The organism is Microcoleus sp. K4-B3, assembly GCF_036704615.1.
GTDB lineage: Bacteria > Cyanobacteriota > Cyanobacteriia > Cyanobacteriales > Microcoleaceae > Microcoleus.
Window position 1 is genome coordinate 74948 of the sequence record NZ_JAUBSF010000009.1, and the last position, 22998, is coordinate 97945.

Genomic DNA, 22998 nt, shown 5'->3' on the forward strand with positions numbered 1-22998 from the left:
CCGTTGCCGAACTTCCCCTTCTACCCCAACAAACAAGCTGCGGGAAAAATCAGATATTCTAAGAAAAACAACTTCCAGATAAACTGATAAAATGCAGCAATTTCTATTTGATCGTCCAAATCAACTTTCGCGCTCCAAAACCACATCAAACCCAAAGCCGCCAAATGAGAAACTGCCAGAAACACTAAATTAACATTAGACAATACGATCGCTCCCGCCAAAGTCGCGCCCAAATAACAAACCGTCAACACCCAGCGAGATAAATTAAAGACGGCCGGCTTGCCCAGCTCAATCGTAAACGTAGTAATATTATATTGCTTGTCCCCTTCCATGTCGGGGATATCTTTAAAAATGGCGATCGCAAACGTAAACACCACGACAAAAATCGTCAGCACCCAAACTTCCGCAGGAATCGCAAAAGACACACTCTTCAAACTCCAGCCAGAAAAAACGCTTTTCGCCCTTCCCAAACCCAACACCCAATTAAAGTGCAAAAATAACCCTAAATTTACGATCGCGCCCCGCACCGTAAAAATGCACAGCGCCGCCCAAAAAGGAAACCGTTTCAGCCGAATTGGGGGCAGAGAATAAGCAGTCCCGATCGCTAAACTAACGCCAACGGTAGCCAGCAAAAACGGGCCTTGTAAAACAGCAGTCAAAATTGCTAGAATTCCCGTGACAATTACAATTAATTCCCCGGTTTTCCGAGAAAACACTCCAGAGGCGATCGGCAAATACGGCTTATTAATTTTATCAATTTCAACATCTTCTAACTGGTTCAATCCCACAATATAAATATTGCCGCAAATGCAAGCCAACCAGGCAAAAGCTAGGGGCCAAAATACAGGATTCACCAACAGCCGCGCGCTTTGGGCGATCGCGTACAAAGCCAATACACTCAAGCTAGTACCCACAATTGTGTGCGGCCGAGAAAACTCCCAAAATGCCCTCACCCAGCTTTGCGGAGCCGAGCCATTTTTATCACTCCAAGACTTGCCAATCGAATCATTGCCCATAAATCTCACACCCACGCCAAACAAATAATATTCTGTAGGGTGCGTAATACGCACCTTACTCATCAACTCAAAACTCAAAACTACTCTGATATATGCTTGTTATTTTACAGCACTAATCAGCCCGAAACGAATCAATCCGCTCTGATATCCACGGCTCATCAATCCGAGAGCAAGTGCTGCTTGAATAGTAGTCCAACCGCTCGTTAGCAAGCCCCAAATCGCGCTCGGAGTCAAAGCAGAATCGATCACCACATCCCAAAAAGGAGCAACAGCTTTTGACCAATCAGCGGTGCGAATACTTGTCAAAGGCAAACTGCGGACAATTTCCTCGTATTCCGGCAAAGAAATCACATAAGGCAAAGCATAAACCCGGTAAATTTCTGCCAGTTCCTTTCTCTCTTCATCAGTTAATTCTCCCGCCGTTTCTCCCACCGGGCGGTGACACCAAGTCGCCAAAATCAAAGTTCCTCCCGGCTTGAGCACGCGGCAACATTCCTGCAAAAACTTAATTTTGTCGGGCATATGTTCGCCACTTTCGAGCGACCAAACCAAGTCGAATGACTCGTCAGAAAAAGGCATATTCAAAGCATCGGCTACCAAAAAATTGACATTGCTTTGAGCATCGGCAATTTTAGCGCGTTCGGTCGCTCTGTCGGCCTGTACCGGACTCAGAGTAATCCCGGTCGCTGTAACGCTAGCGCCCGTTTTATTTGGTTCGGGCGATCGGCTAAAATCTCGATCGACCCTGCCATCCAACTTTAAATTATTTTGAGCGATCGAACTAAACTTTTCGGTCAAATAAAGCGTGCTGCCGCCGATCCCGCAACCGACATCGAGAATGCGGTAAGATTCACAGAGTGCCTTCTCTGAAGGTACTCCAGCCCAGCCCAGCAGTTCTTCTATCAAATCTATCTGAGCCTGTCGGCGCTCTTTTTTCAAATTGCCATCCGGGCCGTAGTAACCGTGGTGCATATGTTCGCCCCACACCTGCTCCCACAAACCGCTAGAAGCGTCGTAAAGTTGCTGAATTTGCTGGTAAAGTGTTGATGTCATCGCCGGATTGCAAGTTATTAAAGGAATTCTACCGTTATTTTCCCGATGTTGTCATCGAATTTGGCCATTTAGTTCGATCGACCGCAGCTACTCGCCAGACAGAGATGTCCTTATTTCGAGCCGGACGATCGATTTGTGGGTTCCCTCTAAAATCTAAAATCTATTTGTGGGTTCCCTCTAAAATCTAAAATCTAAAATCTAAAATCTAAAATCGAATGACTGTCTCGCGAACCATTGCTTTGGGCTTTCTCGCTGTCATCCTCGCAGGTGCTCTATTACTGATGATGCCCTTTTCCACAATTGATGGAACTTGGAGCGATCCAATAACAGCACTGTTTACCTCTACTTCCGCTGTCTGCGTCACGGGCTTGTCGGTTGTGGATGTCGGAAAATATTACTCTTTTTGGGGGCAACTGTGCCTAGTTTTACTGGTGCAAATAGGAGGCTTGGGCTACATGACAGCCACGACTTTCTTGCTGCTGTTATTAGGTCGCCGCTTTGGCTTGAAAGACAAAATTGCCCTGCAACAATCTCTCGACAAATCCGGGCTAGCCGGCGTAGTACAACTCGTGCAGTCAATTCTAGCAACAACGCTTTTGTTTGAATTAACAGGAGTGTTTTTGCTGATGACGGTTTTCGTCCCCCAATACGGATTTAAAGAGGGCGTGTGGTCTGCTATATTTCACAGCGTTAATTCCTTTAACAACGCGGGTTTTAGCATCTATTCAGATAATTTGATCGGCTACATCAGTTCGCCTATGGTTAACTTCACAGTCAGCGGTTTAATCATATTTGGGGGAATCGGCTATCAAGTAATTATGGAAATGTACCTGTGGCTGCGCGATCGCTTAAACAAAAGCCCTATCTGCACAGTTTTTTCCCTGAACTTCAAAGTTGTTACCACTACAACGGCTGTCCTTTTAATTTTAGGAACGCTAGCCTTTTTGGTGCTGGAATACGACAACCCAGACACTTTCGGCTCTCTAACTTTTCCTCAAAAGCTGATGGCAGCTTGGTTTCAATCTGTTACTCCCCGCACGGCGGGGTTCAATACAATTAGCATTGGCAAAATGACCGAAGCCTCGCTATTTCTGACTATCGCGCTGATGTTTATCGGCGCCAGTCCTGGCAGCACCGGCGGCGGAATCAAAACCACAACTTTTAGGATATTGTTTTGCTGTACCACAGCAGTTATCGAAGGCCAGGAAGATGTGGAGTGCTATCAGCGTCAAATCCCGCCAGCAATGATTCTGAAAAGCATTAGCGTAGTTTTCGGTTCCCTGTTGGTCGCGTTCACATCTGCAATTTTAATCGAGCTGACCAATCCCCAAGTACAATTTATCGCAGCGCTGTATGAAGCAGTTTCTGCTTTTGCCACGGTCGGTCTTTCTACTGGGATTACACCCACGCTTTCAGCGATCGGTAAGTTGATTTTGATTGCTACAATGTACGTAGGTCGGGTTGGGGTGCTGCTGCTGATAAGTGCTGCATTCGGCGACCCCAAACCCAGGTCTTTTAAGTATGCTGAGGAAAGTTTGTTAGTTGGATAAAAAAATCCTGCCTCGTTGCTGATAATCTAAACAATGGGTGACAACCCAAATCAACTTTTACTACTTACCCAAAAATCAAAAGGAGGCGGCGCTGTCTCTGCTAAAATTTAAACAGCAAGACGCTCAGCGCTGGATATTCAGTGAACCTGTCATCTTTAAATTTTTTTCGGACTTTGCGCGCCGAAAACAAGCAGTTTGCAGTTATTGGTTTGGGACGCTTCGGCAAAGCTGTGTGTTCGACTCTGCACGGCTTGGGTTACGAAGTCTTGGGAGTTGACACCGATGAAAAAAAAGTAACTCAAGCTTTGACCGATCGTATTGCTGCTCACGTTGTGCAGTTAGATTCTACTGAGCCTAGCGCTCTTGCGGAAGCCGGTATATTTGAATTTGAAACAGTGATTGTTGCGATCGGCAATTACCTAGCAGAAAGCATTACCACCACCCTAAATCTTAAGGAAGGCGGGGTAAGTCACGTAATAGCCAAAGCTTCTTCGGAAACTCACTTAAAACTGTTGAAAAAAGTCGGCGCAGATCATGTCGTTTTTCCAGAACGAGAAATGGGCTGCTCTTTGGCCCGGATTCTTACACAACCCAGCATTTTAGAACGGTTTGACCTCGACCCAGATCACAGCATCGTTGAGGTGCTTGTTCCTGAAAAGTTTGACGGTAAAACCATCTCCGAATTGGATCTCCGGCGGAAGTATGGTTTGAACTTATTAGCAGTCGGTCGCGCCGACAAGTTCGAGATTAATCCACAGCCAAGCGAACGCTTGAAAAAGGGCGATGCGATGGTAGTTGTTGGTTCTAATCAAGATATCAATCGCTTGCCAATTTAACAGCTCGCCATTTTACGCACTTACAGCAACACTCCTCGACTCAGAAACCCGGTTTCTTCGGTTCCGAGTGCCTAATTCCTAAGCAAGTCTTGCGGGATTTGTGAAAATTTTAGCCTCCTACAAACCCGGTTTATCTTAGATAAACCGGGTTTCTCTGTCGATCTTTATGTTCTAATTTTTAACCGAAATATCTAAATTGAATTCATCAATGCTGGGGTTGCTTCCGCTTTAGCGACCCCCTCTGAGAACATAGCCAGACAAATTGCGAAAATTTCAACAAGGTAGCAGCACCCGATCGCGCTCCCGCAACTCTCTTAAGCGCTAGCCCTGAAAATTCAGCCAACGTTCAAGATTTTTTGCAGGTAAGCTTTGCCCAAAACCACCACCGCCAAGACTAGAGCGAGTTCAACAGGCCAAGGACACACTGCCACAAACCAAATTAACGAACACACTCCAATAATTGCAGCTATGGGAGCCGGAATTCCGTCTAGCGTTCTGTTGTCAGTCCCCACAGCCACCAACCAAGCAATAAAGCAGACCGCCAACGGAATCAAGCAAGTTGTGATCATGATTTTTACCCCATCAATTTTTTTTACATATGGCATCTCAGCATATTTACAATACATCAAAGATTCGGAAATGCACCATTAATTGCGATATAATTTAAGATTAAGAAATTAATACTCTGGGGTGATATATTTTGTAATTTTTAGCTTCGCATCTCTCTAAAGGCAGAAGTAGGTTGGCATCAGGCAGGATTTGGGAATTTTTATTTCGGCAGAAGTGCTTTTGCTTTCTACCTTGAGATTAATTGCGATGCGCCCATATCTGCAAGTTATAGTGAGGATTGCAGGCAGTTACTGTAGAGCGTGAATCAATGCTGGGCAAATTTTTTCGCAAGCCAGAATCAGAAAACAGCGATCGCGTCCCCCCGGGTCAATACCTCGCCAACGGCTTTCCCGTTCTGACCTACGGCGATACACCCTCCGTCAGCATTGAGAGTTGGGAATTTAAAGTCTGGGGATTGGCAAAACCAAAAACCTTCACTTGGTCGGACTTCCAGGCTATGCCCCAAAGTAACTTTACTGCGGATTTTCACTGCGTCACCCGGTGGTCAAAACTGGACGTGCAGTGGACGGGAGTCAAAGTCACAGATTTCATGAACTACATAGAAGTCGATCCGAAAGCTCTGCACGTCCTGGAACACTGCTACGGCGGCTACACCACTAACATTGCGATCGCCGACTTACGGAGAGAAGAAAACTGTTTCGCCCACACCCTCTTCGGCGAACCTCTATCCCCAGACCACGGCGGCCCGATGCGGCTGGTAGTTCCGCACTTGTACGCTTGGAAAAGCGCTAAATGGATTAACGGCCTGGAGTTTACCGAAACCGAAGAACTCGGTTTTTGGGAACGCAACGGCTACCACCAGCGGGGCGAACCTTGGGCCGAGGAACGCTACAGCGGTCTGTTTTGATGCGGTCGATCGGGAGCAAGGACTTGCCCAGAAGTTCTATATACGGTATTTGTTAAGGGGCTATCCGCTCTTTTACCGCTTCAATCTGATCCCATCGCATATCGTCGATCGCATCTTTGGGAGGGATCGCGGCGCTGGATCTATTTAATTTAACCAAAAGACGTAAACCAAAAGATCGCAGTTTGTACGTAATTTACCCGATCGATAAACTACTTTAACTTTCATACGCAAGTCCCAAAAAACAAATATTCCCAGTTTCTGGTTAATATAAAACTTCTCTACCTGTCAGTGGGCAAGAATATCACCGTATATATACTTAAGTGTTTGCTATTGAGGATTTAGACTTGAGAATAGAATAAAAAATGAGCATAAGCCCGCTCCAAATCAGTTTGGCTGCTGGGCGCTCCCATGCCGGCGACTGCAAGGTTTAAAGCCACAATTTGTATAATTATTTGTGTGTATTTTGAGGGAGCGCTCGCCCTGCAAGCCGATGCGATCGACAGCATTTGTGAAGGATGTGTAAAGGCTGGATAAAGAATATGTCAAAATTTACATAAAGTGCCAAAAATACAAAAAAGTATCCGATAATGAAATTATTAAGAGCCTATCGAAAAAGGAACAGATTATGAATACCAAACTATTATCCGCCCTAACAGCTACCGCAGCCGCCACAGCTATGTTGGGCGCCGCAGCTCCAGCTCACGCATTCTCCTTTGGTAGCAGCGGCATCTCATTCGAAACGACTCAAACTCTCAACTTTAAGTTCGCAGAATCTCACGGTATGTACCAATCCGCTTTGGGAGTCTACGCTGTGAATGGCTCGGCGATCTCTAAAGTGGCCACCCTGTTTGCGGAAACTAAATCCTCAGACAACGAGTGGAATAACGAATGGAAAGGAACTCTGGGCGATACAGTCAAGGGTCCTGCCTCAGTACCATTCACATTCATGGCAAATCAAATTTATACTTTGGGACTCGACAGCGGCGACGATGGCATTGTCTACTCAACCTCAGCCTTGAACTCCGGCACTCAGCTAGCCGTGTTTGGCGGGCAATCCGAACTGTGGAACGCACTCAACAAAGAAACAACGAACGTCTTCCAAGCTGCCGGACAATTCACAAACGGAACAAGTTCTCTGTTTAATGGAGGCACGCTAATCTCCTTCGACGATCGCGGTAACAGCAACGACGCAGACTTCCAAGACTTCGCAGTGAGCGCAGAAGCAGTTCCCGAACCAATGACAATGACTGGTTTGGCTCTCGGTTTGGGTGGCTTGGTTGCAGCCCGCCGCCGCCGCGCTAGCAAGACGGCTTCCTGATTTTTTCAACTGCAACAATCTGCTCAATTTCGTTTGGCAAAATAGAATACAATTTGGAGGCGCGCTAATAGAAAATCGGCTCGCCTTTTGCTTGATTTGAAAAGTCAGAAGCCAGAAGTCAGAGGGAAGTTCGGCAACGAACCAGTGTACGGGATTTAACGGATTTAAGGGATGGATGTTGAGGGAAGAAGTCAAGGGGGAAGAAGTCCGAGGGGAGAAAGAGGATTTTTCCCACTCTCCGACTCTCCCTGTCTCGCCCTCTCCCAACTCAAAATTCAAAACTCACTCACGGTCAAATGTTCGATCGTACAAAGTCACTGGTACGGGTTTAGGGATTTTAAGGTCGGCCGGACGCACGCTACTTTAATCATCACCGCAACCCTGGTTTTTGTCCTTCCCACCTGTGTTTGTTCCGGCAGCGTCCAATAGCCGACAATAAGATGCAAAGAACGATCGTTAAGGCTTGAATTATCAACTTCCGCAGTTGGTGGCGACAAAACGCCTTCGACTTCGGAAATAGCTTTAAACAAGGTTTCAATTACTAGGGAAGGTCGGTATCGCAGGCTAAAATTAAAGGCAGGTCTGTTCGCCTGTGTGGCAGGGCTGTTAGTACCCCCACAGAATTGGTAAATACGATCGCATTGGGCCTGATAACTCGGTCTCCCCGATCGGTCAGAATTTGAGTTAAACGCATCGAAATCTTTTCAACAGTACCTTCAAAGGCTTCTAAAATGATCTGATCGCCCAATTGAAACGGTTCGTGCAACAGCAGCAATATTCCCGCTAAAAATTTTTTGAAGATATCTTGGAAGGCGAAACTAATAGCTACTGAACCCAGTCCTAACAAACCGATAATATCTCCCGGATGCAAAGCCGGGAACGCAATCACGCAGGCGATCGAACTTCCAGCAGCCCAAGTGAGAGTGTCAAATAATTCAAGAACGCCAGGCTAACACAAAAGATTGAGATCGATCGCCCGACAGGAATGTTTGACTCTCGCTGTGCGGGTGACTCCATAGACTCGCTCGCTAATCGATCGAACACAATCAAAATTTAAGATTAGCCTCGCCGCCCCCGATCGAGTAAAATCACAGCACTTGCCCGCCGATGGCTTAATCTGCTAAAACTAACAAAGTTTGATGATTTCTCAGAAATAACATACATGGTTGCTACATCCGTCAAGATTAAACACGAAGTCAAAGACTTGTCCCTCGCCCCCTTGGGAAAGCAACGCATCGAGTGGGCCGGCCGGGAAATGCCCGTTTTGCGGCAAATTCAAGAACGCTTCGCTAAAGAAAAGCCTTTCGCTGGCATTCGCTTGGCTGCTTGCTGCCACGTAACCACAGAAACCGCTCATTTGGCAATCGCCATCAAACTCGGCGGTGGCGACGCCGTACTGATCGCCAGCAACCCCTTGAGCACTCAAGATGACGTAGCGGCTTGCTTAGTTGAAGACTACGGCATTTCCGTCTTCGCCTTCAAAGGAGAAGACGCGGCTACCTACGAACGTCACGTCTACACAGCCCTAGACCACCGCCCCAATATTATCATCGACGACGGCAGCGACGTAGTGGCGGCACTGATCCAGCACCGCCCGAACCAAATTTCCGACTTAATCGGAACTACCGAAGAAACTACCACAGGCATCGTGCGCCTGCGGGCAATGTTGAAAGACGGCGTGCTGACTTTCCCCGCAATGAACGTCAACGACGCCGACACCAAGCACTTTTTCGACAACCGCTACGGTACCGGTCAATCTACCCTAGACGGCATTATCCGCGCTACCAATATTTTGTTAGCCGGTAAAAATATTGTAGTTGCAGGTTACGGTTGGTGCGGCAAAGGCACGGCACTGCGCGCTCGCGGCATGGGTGCTAACGTAATTGTCACCGAAATCGATCCGATTCGGGCGATCGAAGCAGTGATGGACGGTTTCCGCGTCATGCCGATGGACGAAGCAGCAACAGTCGGAGATATATTCATTACCGTTACGGGCAACAAACACGTCATTCGTGCCGAACATTTCGAGACAATGAAAGACGGCGCAATTGTTTGCAATTCCGGTCACTTCGACATTGAGATTGACCTCAAATCCCTCGGCGCAAAAAGCACCGACGTGAAAACAGTCCGGTCTTTCACTCAAGAATATCACCTCAATAATGGCAAGTCGGTTATTGTTTTGGGCGAAGGTCGTTTGATTAACTTGGCAGCAGCGGAAGGACACCCCAGCGCCGTGATGGATATGAGCTTTGCTAACCAAGCTTTAGCCTGCGAATATCTGGTTACGAACAAAGGCAAACTAGAGCCTGGTATTCACTCAATCCCCGTGGAAGTTGACAAAGAAATTGCCCGTCTCAAATTGGAAGCAATGGGAATTCACATTGATACCTTGACTGCCGAGCAAATTGAGTACACTAACTCTTGGACTTCGGGCACTTAATCATCGATCTATCTATCCCCACCGTAGGGACACGGCATTGCCGTGTCCCTACTTCATGAACTTCCTTCTTCCAACTTCGGCATTCGGTCTTCCTGACATCCGTTACATAATCCGTTGCCGAACTTCCTTCTGCTATACCTATTACCAATTATTAAATCAAAATGGTTGAATGGATAACTAACACAATGCAGTCGATGGGTTATCTCGGAATTGGCCTGTTGATGTTTTTGGAAAATCTTTTCCCGCCCATACCCTCAGAATTGATTATGCCGCTGGCAGGATTCACGGTATTCAAGGGCGGAATGGAGTTTTCACCGGCGATCGCCGCAGGGGTAATTGGTACAGTTCTGGGGGCGCTTCCTTGGTACTATGCCGGTAAATTATTGAGCGAAGAACGCTTGAGGAATTTAGCCGACAAATACGGCAAGTGGATCACTGTATCGGGCGCGGATATTGACAAAGCGAATAGATGGTTTAACAGACACGGCAACAAAGCCGTGTTTTTGTGTCGCCTCGTACCGGGAGTTCGGACGCTGATTTCCCTGCCCGCTGGCATCAACAATATGGCTTTAATTCCTTTTTTACTCTACTCAACAGGCGGCACTCTTTTGTGGGTGAGTTTCCTGACTTTTGCCGGATATAAACTAGGGGAAAATTATGGACTTGTAGATGATTATCTGAGTCCGGTTTCCAAAATAGTTGTGGTGATTATTGTCATTTGGTTTATTTTGTGGGTGGTCAAAAAGAATATGCAGAAGGAAAAATATCGCAAATAAATGCAAATTTTGTGAGAATAATCTGCGTTTATTTGCGTTTATCTGCGGTCGCTACAATTAATCAGCATTTTGAGTAGCTTCCAGCATCTTCCCAACCGTAGCGCGGAAACATATAGAGGCATATTTGATAGAAAATTCTGCTATCTTTGCTACTTTTTAAAAGTTACTTTTAAATTTACGTTCGCTCAAAAATCACAGTGACGGGCAGCCGATCGCCCAAAAATCCAACTTAAATTTATACAAATATTTAGGCGTGGTTGAGGTTTAGGCAGATAATCGTGGCAAAATAGGGAACATTGCTATCCGCGCTGTTAAGATATGTACGAAAAGATTGTAGCCCCGACAACTGGTTCTAAAATTACTTTCAAAGACGGTTTGCCGATCGTCCCCAATGACCCGATTATTCCCTTCATTCGCGGTGACGGTACGGGTGTGGACTTGTGGCCAGCATCCCAGAAAGTCATGGATGCTGCGGTAGAAACAGCTTACGGCGGCAAGCGGCAAATTAACTGGTTCAAAATATATGTAGGCGACGAAGCTTGCGATGTCTACGGCACTTACCAATATTTGCCGCAGGATTCCTTAGACGCCATCAAAGAGTACGGAGTCGCCATCAAAGGGCCGCTGACAACCCCAATTGGGGGCGGCATTCGATCGCTCAACGTAGCTTTGCGACAAATCTTTGACCTTTACGCCTGCGTGCGACCCTGCAAATATTATGCTGGAACACCATCGCTGCACAAAACTCCTGAACTCCTAGACGTAATTATTTACCGGGAAAATACAGAAGATATTTACCTGGGAATTGAATGGCCCAAAGGCAGCGAAATCGGCAAAAAATTGATTGAATTCCTCAATAATGAGTTGATTCCGGCAACACCCGAACACGGCAAAAAACAAATTCGCCTCGATTCAGGAATAGGAATTAAACCAATTAGCAAAAGCGGTTCTCAACGTTTAGTGCGGCGCGCCATCGCCCACGCTTTGCGGTTGCCGAAAGACAAGCAGCAAGTGACTTTGGTGCACAAAGGCAACATCATGAAATACACCGAAGGAGCTTTCCGAGATTGGGGTTACGAACTGGCAACCACCGAATATCGCGCTCAGTGCGTGACTGAAAGAGAGTCTTGGGTTCTCGGCAACAAAGAACAAAATCCCGACATTAGCTTGGAAGACAATGCCCGCCTAATAGATCCGGGATACGATGCTTTGACTCCAGAAAAACAAGCTAAAATTCGTCAAGAAGTTGCCGACGTTTTGTTTGCAATTTGGACCAGTCACGGCAGCGGTCAGTGGAAAGAAAAGATTATGGTCAACGACCGAATTGCTGACAGTATTTTCCAACAAATTCAAACTCGACCGGGCGAATATTCGATTTTGGCGACCATGAATTTGAACGGGGATTATTTGTCGGATGCGGCGGCAGCAATTGTCGGCGGATTGGGCATGGGGCCCGGCGCGAATATTGGTGATGAATGTGCTGTTTTCGAGGCAACTCACGGCACTGCACCGAAACACGCCGGTTTGGATAAAGTCAATCCCGGTTCCCTGATTTTGTCCGGGGTGATGATGTTGGAATACATGGGATGGCAAGAAGCCGCAGATTTGATTAAGAAGGGTTTGGGAGCGGCAATTTCTAACGGTGAAGTTACTTACGATTTGGCGAGGTTGATGGAGCCGCCGGTGCCTGAGTTGAAGTGTTCGGAGTTTGCTGAGGCGATTATTAAGCATTTCGCCGATTGAGTTTTAGGGCTTTTTTTGAACGGGCTAGAAGCCCGTTCCACAACCAGTAAACTTGCTTTGTGGGGTGGGCGGGACGCCCTCCCGAAAATACAATTTAGATGGGTTTATAATGATGGAACAGCCATTCCGCGCTCAACGGCGGGACGCTTCTGCACGGTTTCTACCCAACGTTTGAGGTGGGGGTGGTTGTCGAGGGTTAATCCTTGAAATTCGTAAATAGCAACCCAGGGATAGGTAGCAATGTCGGCGATCGAATAGTCGCCGCAGATGTATTCGTATTTTGCTAGTTGAGTGTCTAATACTCCGTAGAGGCGCAATGTTTCTTTTTCGTAGCGCCCGATCGCATAGGGAATTTGTTCGGGTGCAAAGCGTTTGAAGTGGTTGAGCTGACCAAACATCGGGCCGACGCTGGCCATTTGAAACATCAGCCACTCCATAACTTGAAAGTATTTTTGTTTGTCGGTGGGCAGAAATCTGCCACTTTTTTCGGCAAGATAGATCAGAATAGCGCCGGACTCGAAGACGGTGATGCCGTTATCTCGATCGACTATGGCCGGAATTTTGCTGTTGGGGTTGATGGCGATGAACTCGGGGCTAAATTGGTCGTTTTTTGTGATGTCAATGACGTGCACGCTGTAGGGTAAACCTATTTCCTCGAGCATGATCGAGACTTTGCGGCCGTTCGGTGTGGTAAAAGTGTAGAGGTCGATCATAGTTGTGCTGTTAAGTTAAAAGTTGGCCAGGAAGGAAATAACCGGACATAATATCAGAATTTGGACAGAAACTGCGCACTTTTTGAGCGAGGGAGCCATCCTAAGGCAGAACGTAGAAGGCAGAAGCCACAATTAAAGAAAGGTTTTGCTAACAATTATATTATAATAAGATTTTGGATTGGTGACGGTAGATTAAGAAAAATGGACATTATTGAAATTCTCAAAGACGATTATCAAAGATTCCCCGAAAATCAGAGTTACAACATATACGCAAAAGATGTTTATTTTGAAGACCCAGTGAATCGATTTACAGGAGTCGAACGCTACCGCAAAATGATCGGGTTTATGGGGACTGTTTTTAAACAAATTAAACTCGACTTGCACAACATTTCCCAGTCGGGAGATACTATCGAAACTCGCTGGACTCTGAGCTGGATCGCACCGCTACCTTGGAAACCGAAAATGGCGATCGCCGGTAGGAGCGAACTTAAAGTCAACAGTGAGGATTTAATTGTTTCTCACATCGATTACTGGGACTGTTCGCGGTTGGATGTGCTCAAACAACTTGTATTTGCTCGGAAAACTAATGTTTGAGAATTTTTCTTAGGTTTTTTAGCAATAAAAAATAGTGTTTCAAGAGCGAGATCCCTTTTTTAACCGCAGATATTAGCAGATAAACACAGATAAACGCTGATGGATTTTTATGCGTCGCAATTGATATCTGAGATAAATAATTTTAACTGATCTTGACATGGCAGCAATTTCGTGAATGACCGAAAATGTGCTGTGTCCGGCTGCTGCTTGTCGCCAAAATTAATTCCCCCACTAAATTAATCTTTGTTACAGAACGTTACAATAAAGAAGTAAAGAATTTTCAGGCGAGCTAAACAATCAATGCGCTTAATATTAATGACCGGAAAAGGCGGCGTCGGCAAAACCTCCGTAGCCGCTGCGACTGGGCTGCGATGTGCCGAATTGGGATACAAAACCCTAGTGCTGAGTACAGATCCCGCTCACTCCTTAGCCGACAGCTTTGACATGGAACTCGGACACGATGCGCGGCTGGTGAAACCGAATTTGTGGGGAGCAGAATTAGACGCTCTCAGGGAATTAGAAGGCAATTGGGGAGCAGTTAAGCGCTACATTACTCAAGTCTTGCGAGCGCAGGGACTCGAAGGGGTGCAAGCTGAAGAATTAGCCATCTTGCCAGGAATGGATGAAATCTTCGGTTTAGTGCGAATGAAGCGGCATTACGACGAAGGCGAATTTGATGTTTTAATTATCGATTCTGCTCCGACTGGCACAGCATTAAGACTGCTAAGCTTGCCGGAAGTTGGCGGCTGGTACATGAGAAAATTTTACAAGCCGCTGCAAGGCATATCAGCCGCCCTTAGACCTTTAGTTGAACCTATTTTTAGACCAATTGCGGGTTTTTCTTTACCAGACAAAGAGGTGATGGATGCACCTTACGAATTTTACGAACAAATCGAAGCTTTGGAAAAGGTTTTAACTGACAATACTGTCACTTCGGTAAGGTTAGTTACCAATCCAGAAAAAATGGTAATTAAAGAGTCTCTGCGCGCTCATGCCTATTTGAGTTTGTACAATGTAGCCACAGATTTAGTAGTAGCTAACCGGATTATTCCCGCAGAAGTAACTGACCCATTTTTCAAACGGTGGAAAGAAAGCCAGGAACAGTACCGTCAGGAAATTCACTCAGATTTCATGCCGCTGCCAGTTAAGGAGGTGCCACTTTATTCAGAAGAAATGTGCGGTTTGGCAGCTTTAGAACGGTTGAAAGAAACGCTTTACAAAGACGAAGACCCAAGTCAAGTTTATTACAAAGAAAATACGATTAAGATCGTGCAGGAAAACAATCAATATAGTCTTGAACTGTATTTGCCCGGAATTGCTAAGGATCAGATCCAGTTGAGCAAAACGGGAGATGAGTTGAATGTTCGGATTGGGAATCACCGCCGTAATTTGGTGTTGCCCCAAGCTTTAGCGGCGCTGCAACCGTCGGGGGCGAAGATGGAGGATGATTATTTGAAAATTAAGTTTGCTTAACAGGACTTACCAAAAAAAACCCGGTTTCTCCGAAAAATCTTGGATTATCCCTTGAGAGATTGACCCAGAAACCGGGTTTTTGACCCTGCGTGTATAAGTCCTGTAATACAGACAAATTGATGAACTCATTGATTATCAGCGGCTGACCAGTCTTCTATTCGTAGCTCTACGACTTGTCCAAAATCTGACTTATTACGGGTGAGTAAGGTTGCGTTGTTAATTAGAGTAATGGCGGCAATTTTCAGATCCATATTTCCTAGACGTGGATACACTCTTCGTAGGCGTTGATGCTCCAAAGCAGCCGCACGGTTAAAAGGAATAATCACGATAGATTGATAGTCGAGTGCAAGTTGCTGTAATCCTTTATAAGCCAAGATTTGTTCATCTAATGTTCTTGCTTTGGATAGGAAATTGAGCCGTCCTCTAACTTGTTCTTCGTAGGTAATTACAGTCACTGCAACTTCAAGTTCTTCTATGGCTGCCAGCCTTGATAAAATTTGCTTTCCCTCTTGCCCATTGCGCTGGATGAAACTGAGATGGTCGGTGTCAAGAATATACATCGTAAGAAGGTATTGAGCTATTCAGCAGACTTACGCCATTCTTGTCCGAGGCGAACTGCTTCGTCAAAGGTAGGATCGTTTTCAAAACTACCCGCAACTTTTAGCCACCAAGGAGTTTTTTTTTGAACGAATACAGATAACATCTGTTTCATTTGTGCTAGTTCTGTTTCTAAAGTTGCAACTCGGGATTCTAGGTGTTGAGATTGGTCCTCAATCTGTTGGGAGATCATATAAATTTTTAGCAAGATAGAGTTATATGACTATTGTAGCAATATCTCTGCGATCGCAACAAGCCTATCTATTTAATTTAGTATGTCCGATCATCTTCGCTCCACTTCCCGTTTTATGTCTGTAAGGTTTCTTCTAAAGGCTCGCAGCTCTGCTGGATATATTGACGCAACGCTTGATTAATTAAGGTTTGGTAGTTCCCTCCATCTGCTCAATGAACTCGATCGCGAAACCATGCTAAAACCTCATCATCTAACCGGATTGTGATGCGAGTTTTCCCTGGTAATTTTGGATCGATCGCCCCGGGCTTACCCTGACTAAAATCATACTCTGCTTCCATTACTATTCCCCTCCCTCTTATTTCTCCTCCTCTGCGCACTCTGCGCCCTCTGCGGTTCGTTCAATATTTCCTGAAATTAGCTCAATTTTTACCGACTATGACAACAACTTCCTAATCAATTAAGTCAATGAGCATCTAAGATTTTCAAATCACGGCTCAAAAAATAACTTGTAGATTTGTGCGATCGCTCACGGACTGCTGCTACAGCAATGCGAGCTCAATTCATGGTCTCAATCTACTCGGTTCAGACGATAAACGAAGCAATCATCGTCACCGAACTTTCGGTACTCGATAAATTGAAAGCCAAGACGTTCATAGAAGTTGTGGGCCCGAGTATTATTGGCAAGCGGATCGACGAGGACAGCCTTCACCGCCGGATCTGCGAAACATCTGACAATTGCAAGCTGCATTATTTGTGTTCCATAGCCTTTGCCTAAATCAGCCTCTTTCCCAATCCAAATGTCAATGGCACGAAGATCCGCCGCAACATCACCCCAATAGTTGGTCTCCTCGCGTCCCGGATCGATGATCTGGATAAATCCGATAGGACGACCATCGATTTCAGCAATCAATTGCTCCCTCCAATCGGGTGCGCGCTCAAGCTCCACCTCCCAAGCCCAGTCATCGTTAGGATCTGACGAAATTACGTGAGGTTGCTCATCCCAGTGTCGTAACAGATCCAAATCAGCGGAAGTCGCGGAGCGTAGATTAATCATCACTTCACATTTGAACGTCACACTTGTAATAGCTGAGATCCGAGTTTTCCGAGGTAATGTTAGATCGATCGCCCTCGCTTACCCTAACTAAAATCAGACTCTGCTTCCATAACTATTCCTCTCCCTCTTCTTTTCCATCCTCTGTACCCTCTGTGCCCTCTGCGGTTTGTTCAATCTTTCCCGCATTAAACTCAATCTTTTTCTGCTGGCGTTCCGACGCAGCTTTTTGCAGCATTTTCAATTTTTCTGGATCGGCATTCGATCGCCAAAACAACTTATGATCCTTAATTTTAACGCAATTTTCCTCCAAACACTTCACCCATTCTCGACGCTTTTTAACTGCGCCACGATCGAGAATCCCTAACTTTTCTTCTTGGCGGCTGAGTTTCGCAAATTTTTCGTAATGGGGATAACTAGCACTAACAAAAGCTTCTTTTCTAACTAAAATTGGCGGATTGTACAAATCAGAATAGTCTTGATAGCTCACAGAAAGGTCGCGCAAATCTATGTGCATAGAAGTGTGGAGAGCTGGATGCGGGTTAGTGTCAAAATCGGGATAAAATAAATACGAAATCTGAGGCTTGCGAGCGTGAAATTTGATGATTGTAGCGCCGTCAAGCCTGCCAATTGTGCGGTTGGCGCAGCCTTCGTAGAGCCTGAGCAAAGGGTCTAGTTCTTCTAATGCAGAGACGTGCACTGAAAGGGAACCGGGCTGTTTGTAGCCGATCGCACTATCTTCGCAGCAGTCAGCCACAATATCAGGTTTGCTCAGACTGTATAGCATTAAATCGGCCAAAGTGCAAGCTTTTTGATAATTGTCAAACAAACCTTTGATGTCGTTGCGGATTTGAGCCGGGAGTCGGCGGATTGAAGGCCGATCGCCCAAACCGTTGAGAGCGAGATATACCAGCAAATCCTGGCGGCGTTTGTCGGCGATTGTCTCCCAATCATCCGCGTCGGTTGCTTGCAAAATCACCCTCCAAGCGCGATTAAAACTGTGAAATTCCTCCTTAATCGCCGATTCTTCCGCTAGTTCGCCTTTAACCGGAAGACGGCCTCGATCGCTCACAAAAGCCATCAAAGGAGCCAGCATTTCCGCATAATCCTCAAACCGCTTAACTTGCGATCGAACTCTGGGAGTCGATAAGTGCGATCGAAACCGAGAAGCACGAAAACTTTCACCCTCCGCAGCATCCCGAAACACAAAATAAATCCCCAAAGCCACAGGAATCGCATCAACACTCAAAACTTGGTCGATATAAATCTTCAACTCTTCCTGTTCGTAATACTTCTGAAAAGTATTCCGAGAAGTAATCACCCCATCCCCGTAAGCAATTTGACCTTGTTGGCGATCGTCTATCAAAACCTGAGCCGCTACAACTAATAATTTTTTAGTCAATCCCCAAGCATTCAGCAAAGATTCTCGGCGTTCCGCCAAAGATTCAATCACATTAATCACGTAACCAATATTCACAATATCAGCACAAATTCGCGGAGTATCCGGCTGATAGTATGGGTCCCAACCCGAAACAGCATAACCCTCTTGTGCAATATATTTAACATCTCCGCCGTAACCGCAACCGTAATCAAAAAAAGTCGCCCCGTCGATCGCTAAATCAGCTTCTAAAACCAGACGCAAAGGTTTAGACAAAGAGTTACGCACCATCGCAGCTTTGTGTCGCTCGATTTTAGGAATTGAAAGCTCGCTATTCTCCTGTTTCAAACGCTCGACAACAGCATGATCTTGAATTTCGACACCGCAATATCCTAAATATTTGAGCCAACCCTCGCGAGTGCCGATAACGCTAGTATTGTCAAGAAGTCCCCATCCTTCCTCGCAGCGAGTGAGTCGAGCAAACTTTTCGTAATTGGGATAATCGGCAGCTACAAAAGTTTCCTTGCGGTGCAAAACCGGGGGATTTTCGCTGTTGCTGTAATCGAAATATTTAACTTCCCCTGTTTCCAGATTAATTTGGATGCTGGTTTGCAAAGCAGGGTGAGCATCTGTATCAAAATCAGGGTAAAAAAGATAAGATATTTTAGGTTGATGGAGTGAAATTTTAACTAAAGTTGCTTCATCAATATTTTCGAGAGTGCGTCTGGCACAATTTTCGTAGATTCCGAGGACCGGGTTGAGTGCTTCCAAAGCAGAAACATGAACGTAAAAAGCCGTAGGTAATTTTTTTCCAACCTTGCTTTCACGACAGCAGCGAGCCACTTTGGCAATCAGATTGTCAATACAAAAATTATTGATCTCGTCGGGCGGGTACGGCACAGCCTTTACAGAATCTTGCTCAGAAATAGCCTCGTTTTCATACAATAAAAGTTCCCGAGCAAAAGTCATCAAAGGGGTTAACATTTCTCCATTATTTTCTAATGAATCGCTCTCTAAAATAGAGTTTCTACTGGTATCGTAATTCATAGCTAAATTAATTATTTTTTAATTAACCGCAGAGAAAGCAGAGGACACAGAATGAAGGAAGACAGAAAGAATTTATTTTTTAGTCTCTGAGAGAGGGACGATAGTTGATGTAGTCACAATTTCAGTCGCCGACTTTATGTCTTAGTCTCTGAGAGAGGGACGATAGTTGGTATAGTAGTGGCGATTTTAATTGCAGACGTATCTAACAACCAAAAACAGACTTAAATTTTAACAAAACATTCGAGTTTCCACAAATTCTTGAACCCGGGCTAAATGAGTGGACAAACTCACTAATATGTTCTCAATCTTCTCAATACTTGACAATTCCACCTCTGCTAGTTTAGCTTGAAAGCCTCGGGCTTGATGCTCCAATTGTGTGGCTAAATCCGACATCAGAGCAACTCCCACATTAGCCGAAGTTCCCTTAAGACGGTGTGCTTGATATTCCACAGCTTGCCAATCTTTAGCTTTTACGGCTCTTTTGGCAGCAGCCACATCAGCTTGCGCGTCTGCCACAAAAGCTTGCAAAAGTCGCTCTGGCAATTTAATATTAACTCGTCCGAGTTGCTCCAATCTGCTCTTGTCGAACAGTCCGTCGCAGTCTCCATGTTCCCAAGTTTGAAGTGCGATCGCCCTTGGTGCCGGCACAGCCACAACCTGCGCTTTTTCCAAAACTTCTGTATAATTTGTTGCTAATTGAGATTTATTTTCCGAATTAATACTTTTAACTCCATACTTATTTTCAAACTGAACATTTCGGGATTCATACTTTTTCAGCGCCGCCGCCAAAGCATCTAAATCTACAGGTTTGCTGAGATAATCGTCCATCCCCGCCGCCAGACACTTTTCTCGTTCCCCCGGCATAGCATGAGCAGTTAAAGCCATCACAAAAGTATGCCGATCGCTTCCTTCAATTTCCCTCAACTTTTGCGCCGTTTTGTAACCGTCAAGTACGGGCATTTGACAGTCCATCAGCACTAAATCATAGCTTTTTTTTGCCAGCAAATCCAGCGCTTCTTGACCGTTGACTACGCAGTCAGCGTGATAGCCTAAAACTGCCAACTGTTCGACAAGCACTTGTTGATTGATCGGGTGGTCTTCCGCCAGCAAAATTCTCAAGGATGACGGCGAATTGGGAGTAACATATTGAGAATTAACTGCTGGCAACTTGCAAGTATTAGCAGCCTCCAACCTCCCAAACTCTCTCGTTCTCTTCACCGGTGCCAGCACAGCCTCAAGCAGGCGGCTCGGCCGCACCGGCTCGATCAAATACCCGCTAAAACCCCGACTGCAAAGCGCTTCAGCGTTCGGCTGTTCCCGCAAAGCAGTCATGACGATTAACGAGCCCACTGTCGAGGTCGATCGCACTTCCCTAGCAAATTCCTCCGCATCCAACTCCGGCATTTGCAAGTCCACAAGCACCACATCACAGCTTTTTTCCCCCTCCCCCGAATGCTGAGAAATCCCGCCCTGGGCTTTTTTCAACCAACTCAAAGCCTCAGCAGCGGTTTCTGCCTCGTCGCAGCGGGCACCCCAACTTTGAGCGAGCGATCGCACTGCTGCCCTCCTCAAAGCGCTTCCAGAGACTACTAACAGCTTCTTGCCCGCAAGTTCGGGATCTTGAGGCTCAACTTGCAACTGTTTTTCCAAAGGTACAGTAAACCAAAAAGTCGAACCGCTGCCTAGCAAACTGCGAACTCCAATGTCGCCTCCCATCATCTCCACTAACTGCTTGCAAATAGCCAAACCCAAACCCGTCCCGCCGTAAGGCCTAGTAGGAGAATCGTCTACCTGAGAAAAAGATTGGAACAGCTTTGTTTGCCCTTCTGCCGAAATTCCAATGCCAGTATCCCGCACCGAAAATAGCAATCTTGCCCCTTGTCTACCGTCTGCCAGTCGGTTGCCCTGTTTCACAGTTACGTGAACTAGAACTTGACCGCGATCGGTAAATTTTATGGCATTCCCCGTCAAATTCAGCAAAATTTGCTTCAATCGGCCAGAGTCGCCCACCAACTTTTTCGGCACCGAACTGTCAACTAAAATATTCAATTCAATATTCTTTTCCTCTGCCAAATGCGCTATCATTTCTATCACCGACTCAACGCAGCTATCCAAATCAAAATCAGCCTTTTCTAGCCGCATTTCTCCAGCTTCAATCTTAGAAAAATCGAGGATATCATTAATAACGTTCAGCAAATGTTCAGCACTGCGGTAAATAGTCTGAGCGCACTCCTGCTGTTTCGGTTCCAGAGTAGCGCGCAGCAGCAATTGAGCCATTGCCAAAACCCCATTCATCGGAGTGCGAATTTCGTGACTCATGTTCGCCAAGAATTGCGACTTCACCCGGCTGGCTTCTAAGGCAGTTTCCCGCGCTTCCACCAACTCATTAATCTTGTCGGCAACCATCACAATTCCCCCGACTTTTTCGTCGGGAGCGTACCAAGGGTGAGCAGCCCACCGCAGGTACAGAATAGATCCGTCTGCTCGTTCCCAGGCATCTTCGCTCACAGACACTACCTGGCCTTTGAGCACTTCTTGATACATGACTTTCCAGCGATTCGGCGTATCTGGAAACAATTCGTAATGGCTGATATTATTTAGGGAAGGCAACTCCAAATTAAATTGACTAACCCATTTTTTAGAGTTAGCCATATAGCGCATTTCTCTATCGAACATCGCCATTGCTACAGGCACACAAGTAATAATTTGTCTCAGTTGCTGCCGTTCCCTTTCCAGAGCATCTTCCGCCTGTTTGCGCTCAGTAATATCGCTGATCATACCGGCCATTCGCAGCGGTTTTCCATAATAATTCCGCTGAGCTTTTCCCTGAGAAGTGCAATAGCGGTAAAAACCCGAAGAGTGCAGCAGGCGAAATTCGACATTGTAGTCTATTTCTTGTTCCAAGTGAGCGGCGATCGCCCGGACGATTCCCTCCTTGTCCTCGGGGTGCAGGCGGTTGTAGAGAGCTTCCATAGTCCTGCCAAATTGCTCTCGCGACAAACCGATAATTTCCAAAAGGCGATCGTTCCAATAAACCTCATTTTTACTTAAATCCCAATCCCAAATTCCGTCGTTCACTCCCTCTAAAACTAACCTGTACCGTTCCTCACTTTCCTTAAGTTTTTGGCTGGTATGAAACGCCTGAGATTCCGCGCGGTAAACGCGCATGGCATTATACAAACTGCGGGATAAACTCTCGGGAGAAAGCTTGTTTTTAGCGATATAATCAGAAGCTCCAGCCTTCATCAATTCCACAGCAATTTGTTCGTCGCCTTGACCTGTGAGCACAATTAAGGGAACTTTTAGCCCAGCTTCCCGTAGATTTTGTACCAAACTCAGTCCGTCTCCGTCCGGCAATCCGTAGTCGAGGAATACGCAGTCAAATTCGCACTCAAATATCTGATTTAATAGCAGGCCGTTTTCTGTCTCCTCAACCTCGCTTAAATGTTGAGATTTATTTTGTTTGGATAGTTTCGCGGCTACCTGGGTATAATTTTTACTTACCGAGAGTTTTGCCAGGGTATCGGCGCAGTTTTCTGCTTCAATAACTTCTGCCGAAACGCCTGCCGACTTGAGCGAGCGTTTGACCGCCATCCGATCGACTGCATCGTCATCAACAATCAGAATTTTGATAAGTTTGTCCATAACAACCGAATTGTGGATTACTCCGAAAAAGCAGCGGTCTACAAAAAGTAATTAAAATAAATGCACCGCTGAAAAATTACCAAAGCTACCTTGAAAAA

21 protein-coding genes are annotated in these 22998 nt (G+C 45.9%); 9 read left to right on the plus strand and 12 right to left on the minus strand.

The window, feature by feature from the left end; all coding sequences use genetic code 11:
* Positions 1-20 precede the first annotated feature (20 nt).
* Both QUA78_RS06910 and QUA78_RS06915 read right to left on the minus strand, forming a co-directional pair.
* Complete coding sequence (locus QUA78_RS06910; RefSeq protein WP_333304490.1) at positions 21-1079, minus strand: homogentisate phytyltransferase; 1059 nt, start codon at positions 1077-1079, stop codon at positions 21-23.
* A 36-nt stretch (positions 1080-1115) separates the two neighbouring features.
* Positions 1116-2069, minus strand: coding sequence for a methyltransferase domain-containing protein (locus QUA78_RS06915; RefSeq protein ID WP_333398689.1), 954 nt, complete (start codon positions 2067-2069; stop codon positions 1116-1118).
* A 215-nt stretch (positions 2070-2284) separates the two neighbouring features.
* Here QUA78_RS06915 and QUA78_RS06920 point away from each other — a divergent pair, with 215 nt between their 5' ends.
* Both QUA78_RS06920 and QUA78_RS06925 read left to right on the plus strand, forming a co-directional pair.
* Positions 2285-3619 carry a TrkH family potassium uptake protein gene (locus QUA78_RS06920; protein WP_333398690.1) on the plus strand — a complete coding sequence of 445 codons (1335 nt, stop codon included), beginning with the start codon at positions 2285-2287 and terminating at the stop codon, positions 3617-3619.
* A gap of 140 nt (positions 3620-3759) precedes the next feature.
* Positions 3760-4455 (plus strand): TrkA family potassium uptake protein, encoded by a 696-nt coding sequence (locus QUA78_RS06925; protein WP_333306604.1) that lies wholly within the window; start codon positions 3760-3762, stop codon positions 4453-4455.
* Positions 4456-4790: 335 nt separating this feature from the next.
* Here QUA78_RS06925 and QUA78_RS06930 read toward each other — a convergent pair whose 3' ends face one another.
* Complete coding sequence (locus QUA78_RS06930; RefSeq protein WP_333306606.1) at positions 4791-5024, minus strand: hypothetical protein; 234 nt, start codon at positions 5022-5024, stop codon at positions 4791-4793.
* Positions 5025-5332: 308 nt separating this feature from the next.
* Here QUA78_RS06930 and QUA78_RS06935 point away from each other — a divergent pair, with 308 nt between their 5' ends.
* A complete protein-coding gene (locus tag QUA78_RS06935; RefSeq protein ID WP_333306608.1) occupies positions 5333-5932 on the plus strand; it encodes a sulfite oxidase-like oxidoreductase in 600 nt (199 codons plus the stop codon).
* A gap of 625 nt (positions 5933-6557) precedes the next feature.
* Complete coding sequence (locus tag QUA78_RS06940) at positions 6558-7250, plus strand: PEP-CTERM sorting domain-containing protein (protein ID WP_333306610.1); 693 nt, start codon at positions 6558-6560, stop codon at positions 7248-7250.
* Between the two features lie 314 nt (positions 7251-7564).
* On the opposite strand, the gene QUA78_RS06945 is transcribed toward QUA78_RS06940, so the two are convergent.
* Together QUA78_RS06945 and QUA78_RS06950 are read right to left on the minus strand one after the other, a co-directional pair.
* Complete coding sequence (locus QUA78_RS06945) at positions 7565-7780, minus strand: hypothetical protein (protein WP_333306612.1); 216 nt, start codon at positions 7778-7780, stop codon at positions 7565-7567.
* Between the two features lie 11 nt (positions 7781-7791).
* Positions 7792-8139 (minus strand): mechanosensitive ion channel domain-containing protein, encoded by a 348-nt coding sequence (locus tag QUA78_RS06950; protein ID WP_333306613.1) that lies wholly within the window; start codon positions 8137-8139, stop codon positions 7792-7794.
* 273 nt (positions 8140-8412) lie between these two features.
* On the opposite strand from QUA78_RS06950, the gene ahcY reads away from it, so the two are divergent.
* The 3 genes from ahcY (at position 8413) to QUA78_RS06965 (ending at position 12209) form a co-directional block, all read left to right on the plus strand.
* Positions 8413-9690 carry an adenosylhomocysteinase gene (gene ahcY / locus QUA78_RS06955; protein ID WP_333398692.1) on the plus strand — a complete coding sequence of 426 codons (1278 nt, stop codon included), beginning with the start codon at positions 8413-8415 and terminating at the stop codon, positions 9688-9690.
* Between the two features lie 161 nt (positions 9691-9851).
* Complete coding sequence (locus QUA78_RS06960) at positions 9852-10466, plus strand: DedA family protein (RefSeq protein ID WP_333304344.1); 615 nt, start codon at positions 9852-9854, stop codon at positions 10464-10466.
* A gap of 318 nt (positions 10467-10784) precedes the next feature.
* Complete coding sequence (locus QUA78_RS06965) at positions 10785-12209, plus strand: NADP-dependent isocitrate dehydrogenase (RefSeq protein ID WP_333304345.1); 1425 nt, start codon at positions 10785-10787, stop codon at positions 12207-12209.
* A 104-nt stretch (positions 12210-12313) separates the two neighbouring features.
* Here the strand turns inward: QUA78_RS06965 and QUA78_RS06970 are convergent, their stop codons facing one another.
* A complete protein-coding gene (locus QUA78_RS06970) occupies positions 12314-12922 on the minus strand; it encodes a glutathione S-transferase N-terminal domain-containing protein (protein WP_172188644.1) in 609 nt (202 codons plus the stop codon).
* Between the two features lie 201 nt (positions 12923-13123).
* Here QUA78_RS06970 and QUA78_RS06975 point away from each other — a divergent pair, with 201 nt between their 5' ends.
* Entirely contained in the window at positions 13124-13516 is a 393-nt protein-coding gene (locus QUA78_RS06975; protein ID WP_333304346.1) for a DUF2358 domain-containing protein, read from the plus strand.
* 300 nt (positions 13517-13816) lie between these two features.
* Positions 13817-14989 (plus strand): TRC40/GET3/ArsA family transport-energizing ATPase, encoded by a 1173-nt coding sequence (locus QUA78_RS06980; protein ID WP_333304347.1) that lies wholly within the window; start codon positions 13817-13819, stop codon positions 14987-14989.
* A gap of 125 nt (positions 14990-15114) precedes the next feature.
* Here QUA78_RS06980 and QUA78_RS06985 read toward each other — a convergent pair whose 3' ends face one another.
* The 6 genes from QUA78_RS06985 to QUA78_RS07010 all read right to left on the minus strand — a co-directional run bounded on the left by QUA78_RS06985 (position 15115) and on the right by QUA78_RS07010 (position 22900).
* The gene (locus tag QUA78_RS06985; RefSeq protein ID WP_333304348.1) at positions 15115-15549 is read right to left on the minus strand and encodes a type II toxin-antitoxin system VapC family toxin; all 435 of its coding nucleotides are present in this window, start codon (positions 15547-15549) and stop codon (positions 15115-15117) included.
* Between the two features lie 17 nt (positions 15550-15566).
* Entirely contained in the window at positions 15567-15779 is a 213-nt protein-coding gene (locus QUA78_RS06990) for a hypothetical protein (protein WP_333304349.1), read from the minus strand.
* Positions 15780-15988: 209 nt separating this feature from the next.
* Entirely contained in the window at positions 15989-16117 is a 129-nt protein-coding gene (locus tag QUA78_RS06995) for a BrnA antitoxin family protein (RefSeq protein WP_333304350.1), read from the minus strand.
* Between the two features lie 230 nt (positions 16118-16347).
* Positions 16348-16833 (minus strand): GNAT family N-acetyltransferase, encoded by a 486-nt coding sequence (locus tag QUA78_RS07000; RefSeq protein WP_333304351.1) that lies wholly within the window; start codon positions 16831-16833, stop codon positions 16348-16350.
* Between the two features lie 112 nt (positions 16834-16945).
* Positions 16946-19255 carry a DNA phosphorothioation-associated putative methyltransferase gene (locus QUA78_RS07005; RefSeq protein ID WP_333304352.1) on the minus strand — a complete coding sequence of 770 codons (2310 nt, stop codon included), beginning with the start codon at positions 19253-19255 and terminating at the stop codon, positions 16946-16948.
* Positions 19256-19483: 228 nt separating this feature from the next.
* On the minus strand, positions 19484-22900 hold the full coding sequence (locus QUA78_RS07010; protein WP_333304353.1) for a response regulator: 3417 nt from the start codon (positions 22898-22900) through the stop codon (positions 19484-19486).
* Positions 22901-22998: the final 98 nt, after the last annotated feature.

Coding starts and splice junctions, on each gene's coding strand:
- QUA78_RS06940 (WP_333306610.1), top strand. CDS start 6,558: ATGAATACCAAACTATTATCCGCCCTAACAGCTACCGCAGCCGCCACA.
- QUA78_RS06915 (WP_333398689.1), bottom strand. CDS start 2,069: ATGACATCAACACTTTACCAGCAAATTCAGCAACTTTACGACGCTTCT.
- QUA78_RS06970 (WP_172188644.1), bottom strand. CDS start 12,922: ATGATCGACCTCTACACTTTTACCACACCGAACGGCCGCAAAGTCTCG.
- QUA78_RS06935 (WP_333306608.1), top strand. CDS start 5,333: ATGCTGGGCAAATTTTTTCGCAAGCCAGAATCAGAAAACAGCGATCGC.
- QUA78_RS06990 (WP_333304349.1), bottom strand. CDS start 15,779: ATGATCTCCCAACAGATTGAGGACCAATCTCAACACCTAGAATCCCGA.
- QUA78_RS06975 (WP_333304346.1), top strand. CDS start 13,124: ATGGACATTATTGAAATTCTCAAAGACGATTATCAAAGATTCCCCGAA.
- QUA78_RS06920 (WP_333398690.1), top strand. CDS start 2,285: ATGACTGTCTCGCGAACCATTGCTTTGGGCTTTCTCGCTGTCATCCTC.
- QUA78_RS06910 (WP_333304490.1), bottom strand. CDS start 1,079: ATGAGTAAGGTGCGTATTACGCACCCTACAGAATATTATTTGTTTGGC.
- QUA78_RS06960 (WP_333304344.1), top strand. CDS start 9,852: ATGGTTGAATGGATAACTAACACAATGCAGTCGATGGGTTATCTCGGA.
- QUA78_RS06965 (WP_333304345.1), top strand. CDS start 10,785: ATGTACGAAAAGATTGTAGCCCCGACAACTGGTTCTAAAATTACTTTC.
- QUA78_RS07000 (WP_333304351.1), bottom strand. CDS start 16,833: ATGATTAATCTACGCTCCGCGACTTCCGCTGATTTGGATCTGTTACGA.
- QUA78_RS06930 (WP_333306606.1), bottom strand. CDS start 5,024: ATGATCACAACTTGCTTGATTCCGTTGGCGGTCTGCTTTATTGCTTGG.
- QUA78_RS07005 (WP_333304352.1), bottom strand. CDS start 19,255: ATGAATTACGATACCAGTAGAAACTCTATTTTAGAGAGCGATTCATTA.
- QUA78_RS07010 (WP_333304353.1), bottom strand. CDS start 22,900: ATGGACAAACTTATCAAAATTCTGATTGTTGATGACGATGCAGTCGAT.
- ahcY (WP_333398692.1), top strand. CDS start 8,413: ATGGTTGCTACATCCGTCAAGATTAAACACGAAGTCAAAGACTTGTCC.
- QUA78_RS06985 (WP_333304348.1), bottom strand. CDS start 15,549: ATGTATATTCTTGACACCGACCATCTCAGTTTCATCCAGCGCAATGGG.
- QUA78_RS06980 (WP_333304347.1), top strand. CDS start 13,817: ATGCGCTTAATATTAATGACCGGAAAAGGCGGCGTCGGCAAAACCTCC.
- QUA78_RS06995 (WP_333304350.1), bottom strand. CDS start 16,117: ATGGAAGCAGAGTATGATTTTAGTCAGGGTAAGCCCGGGGCGATCGAT.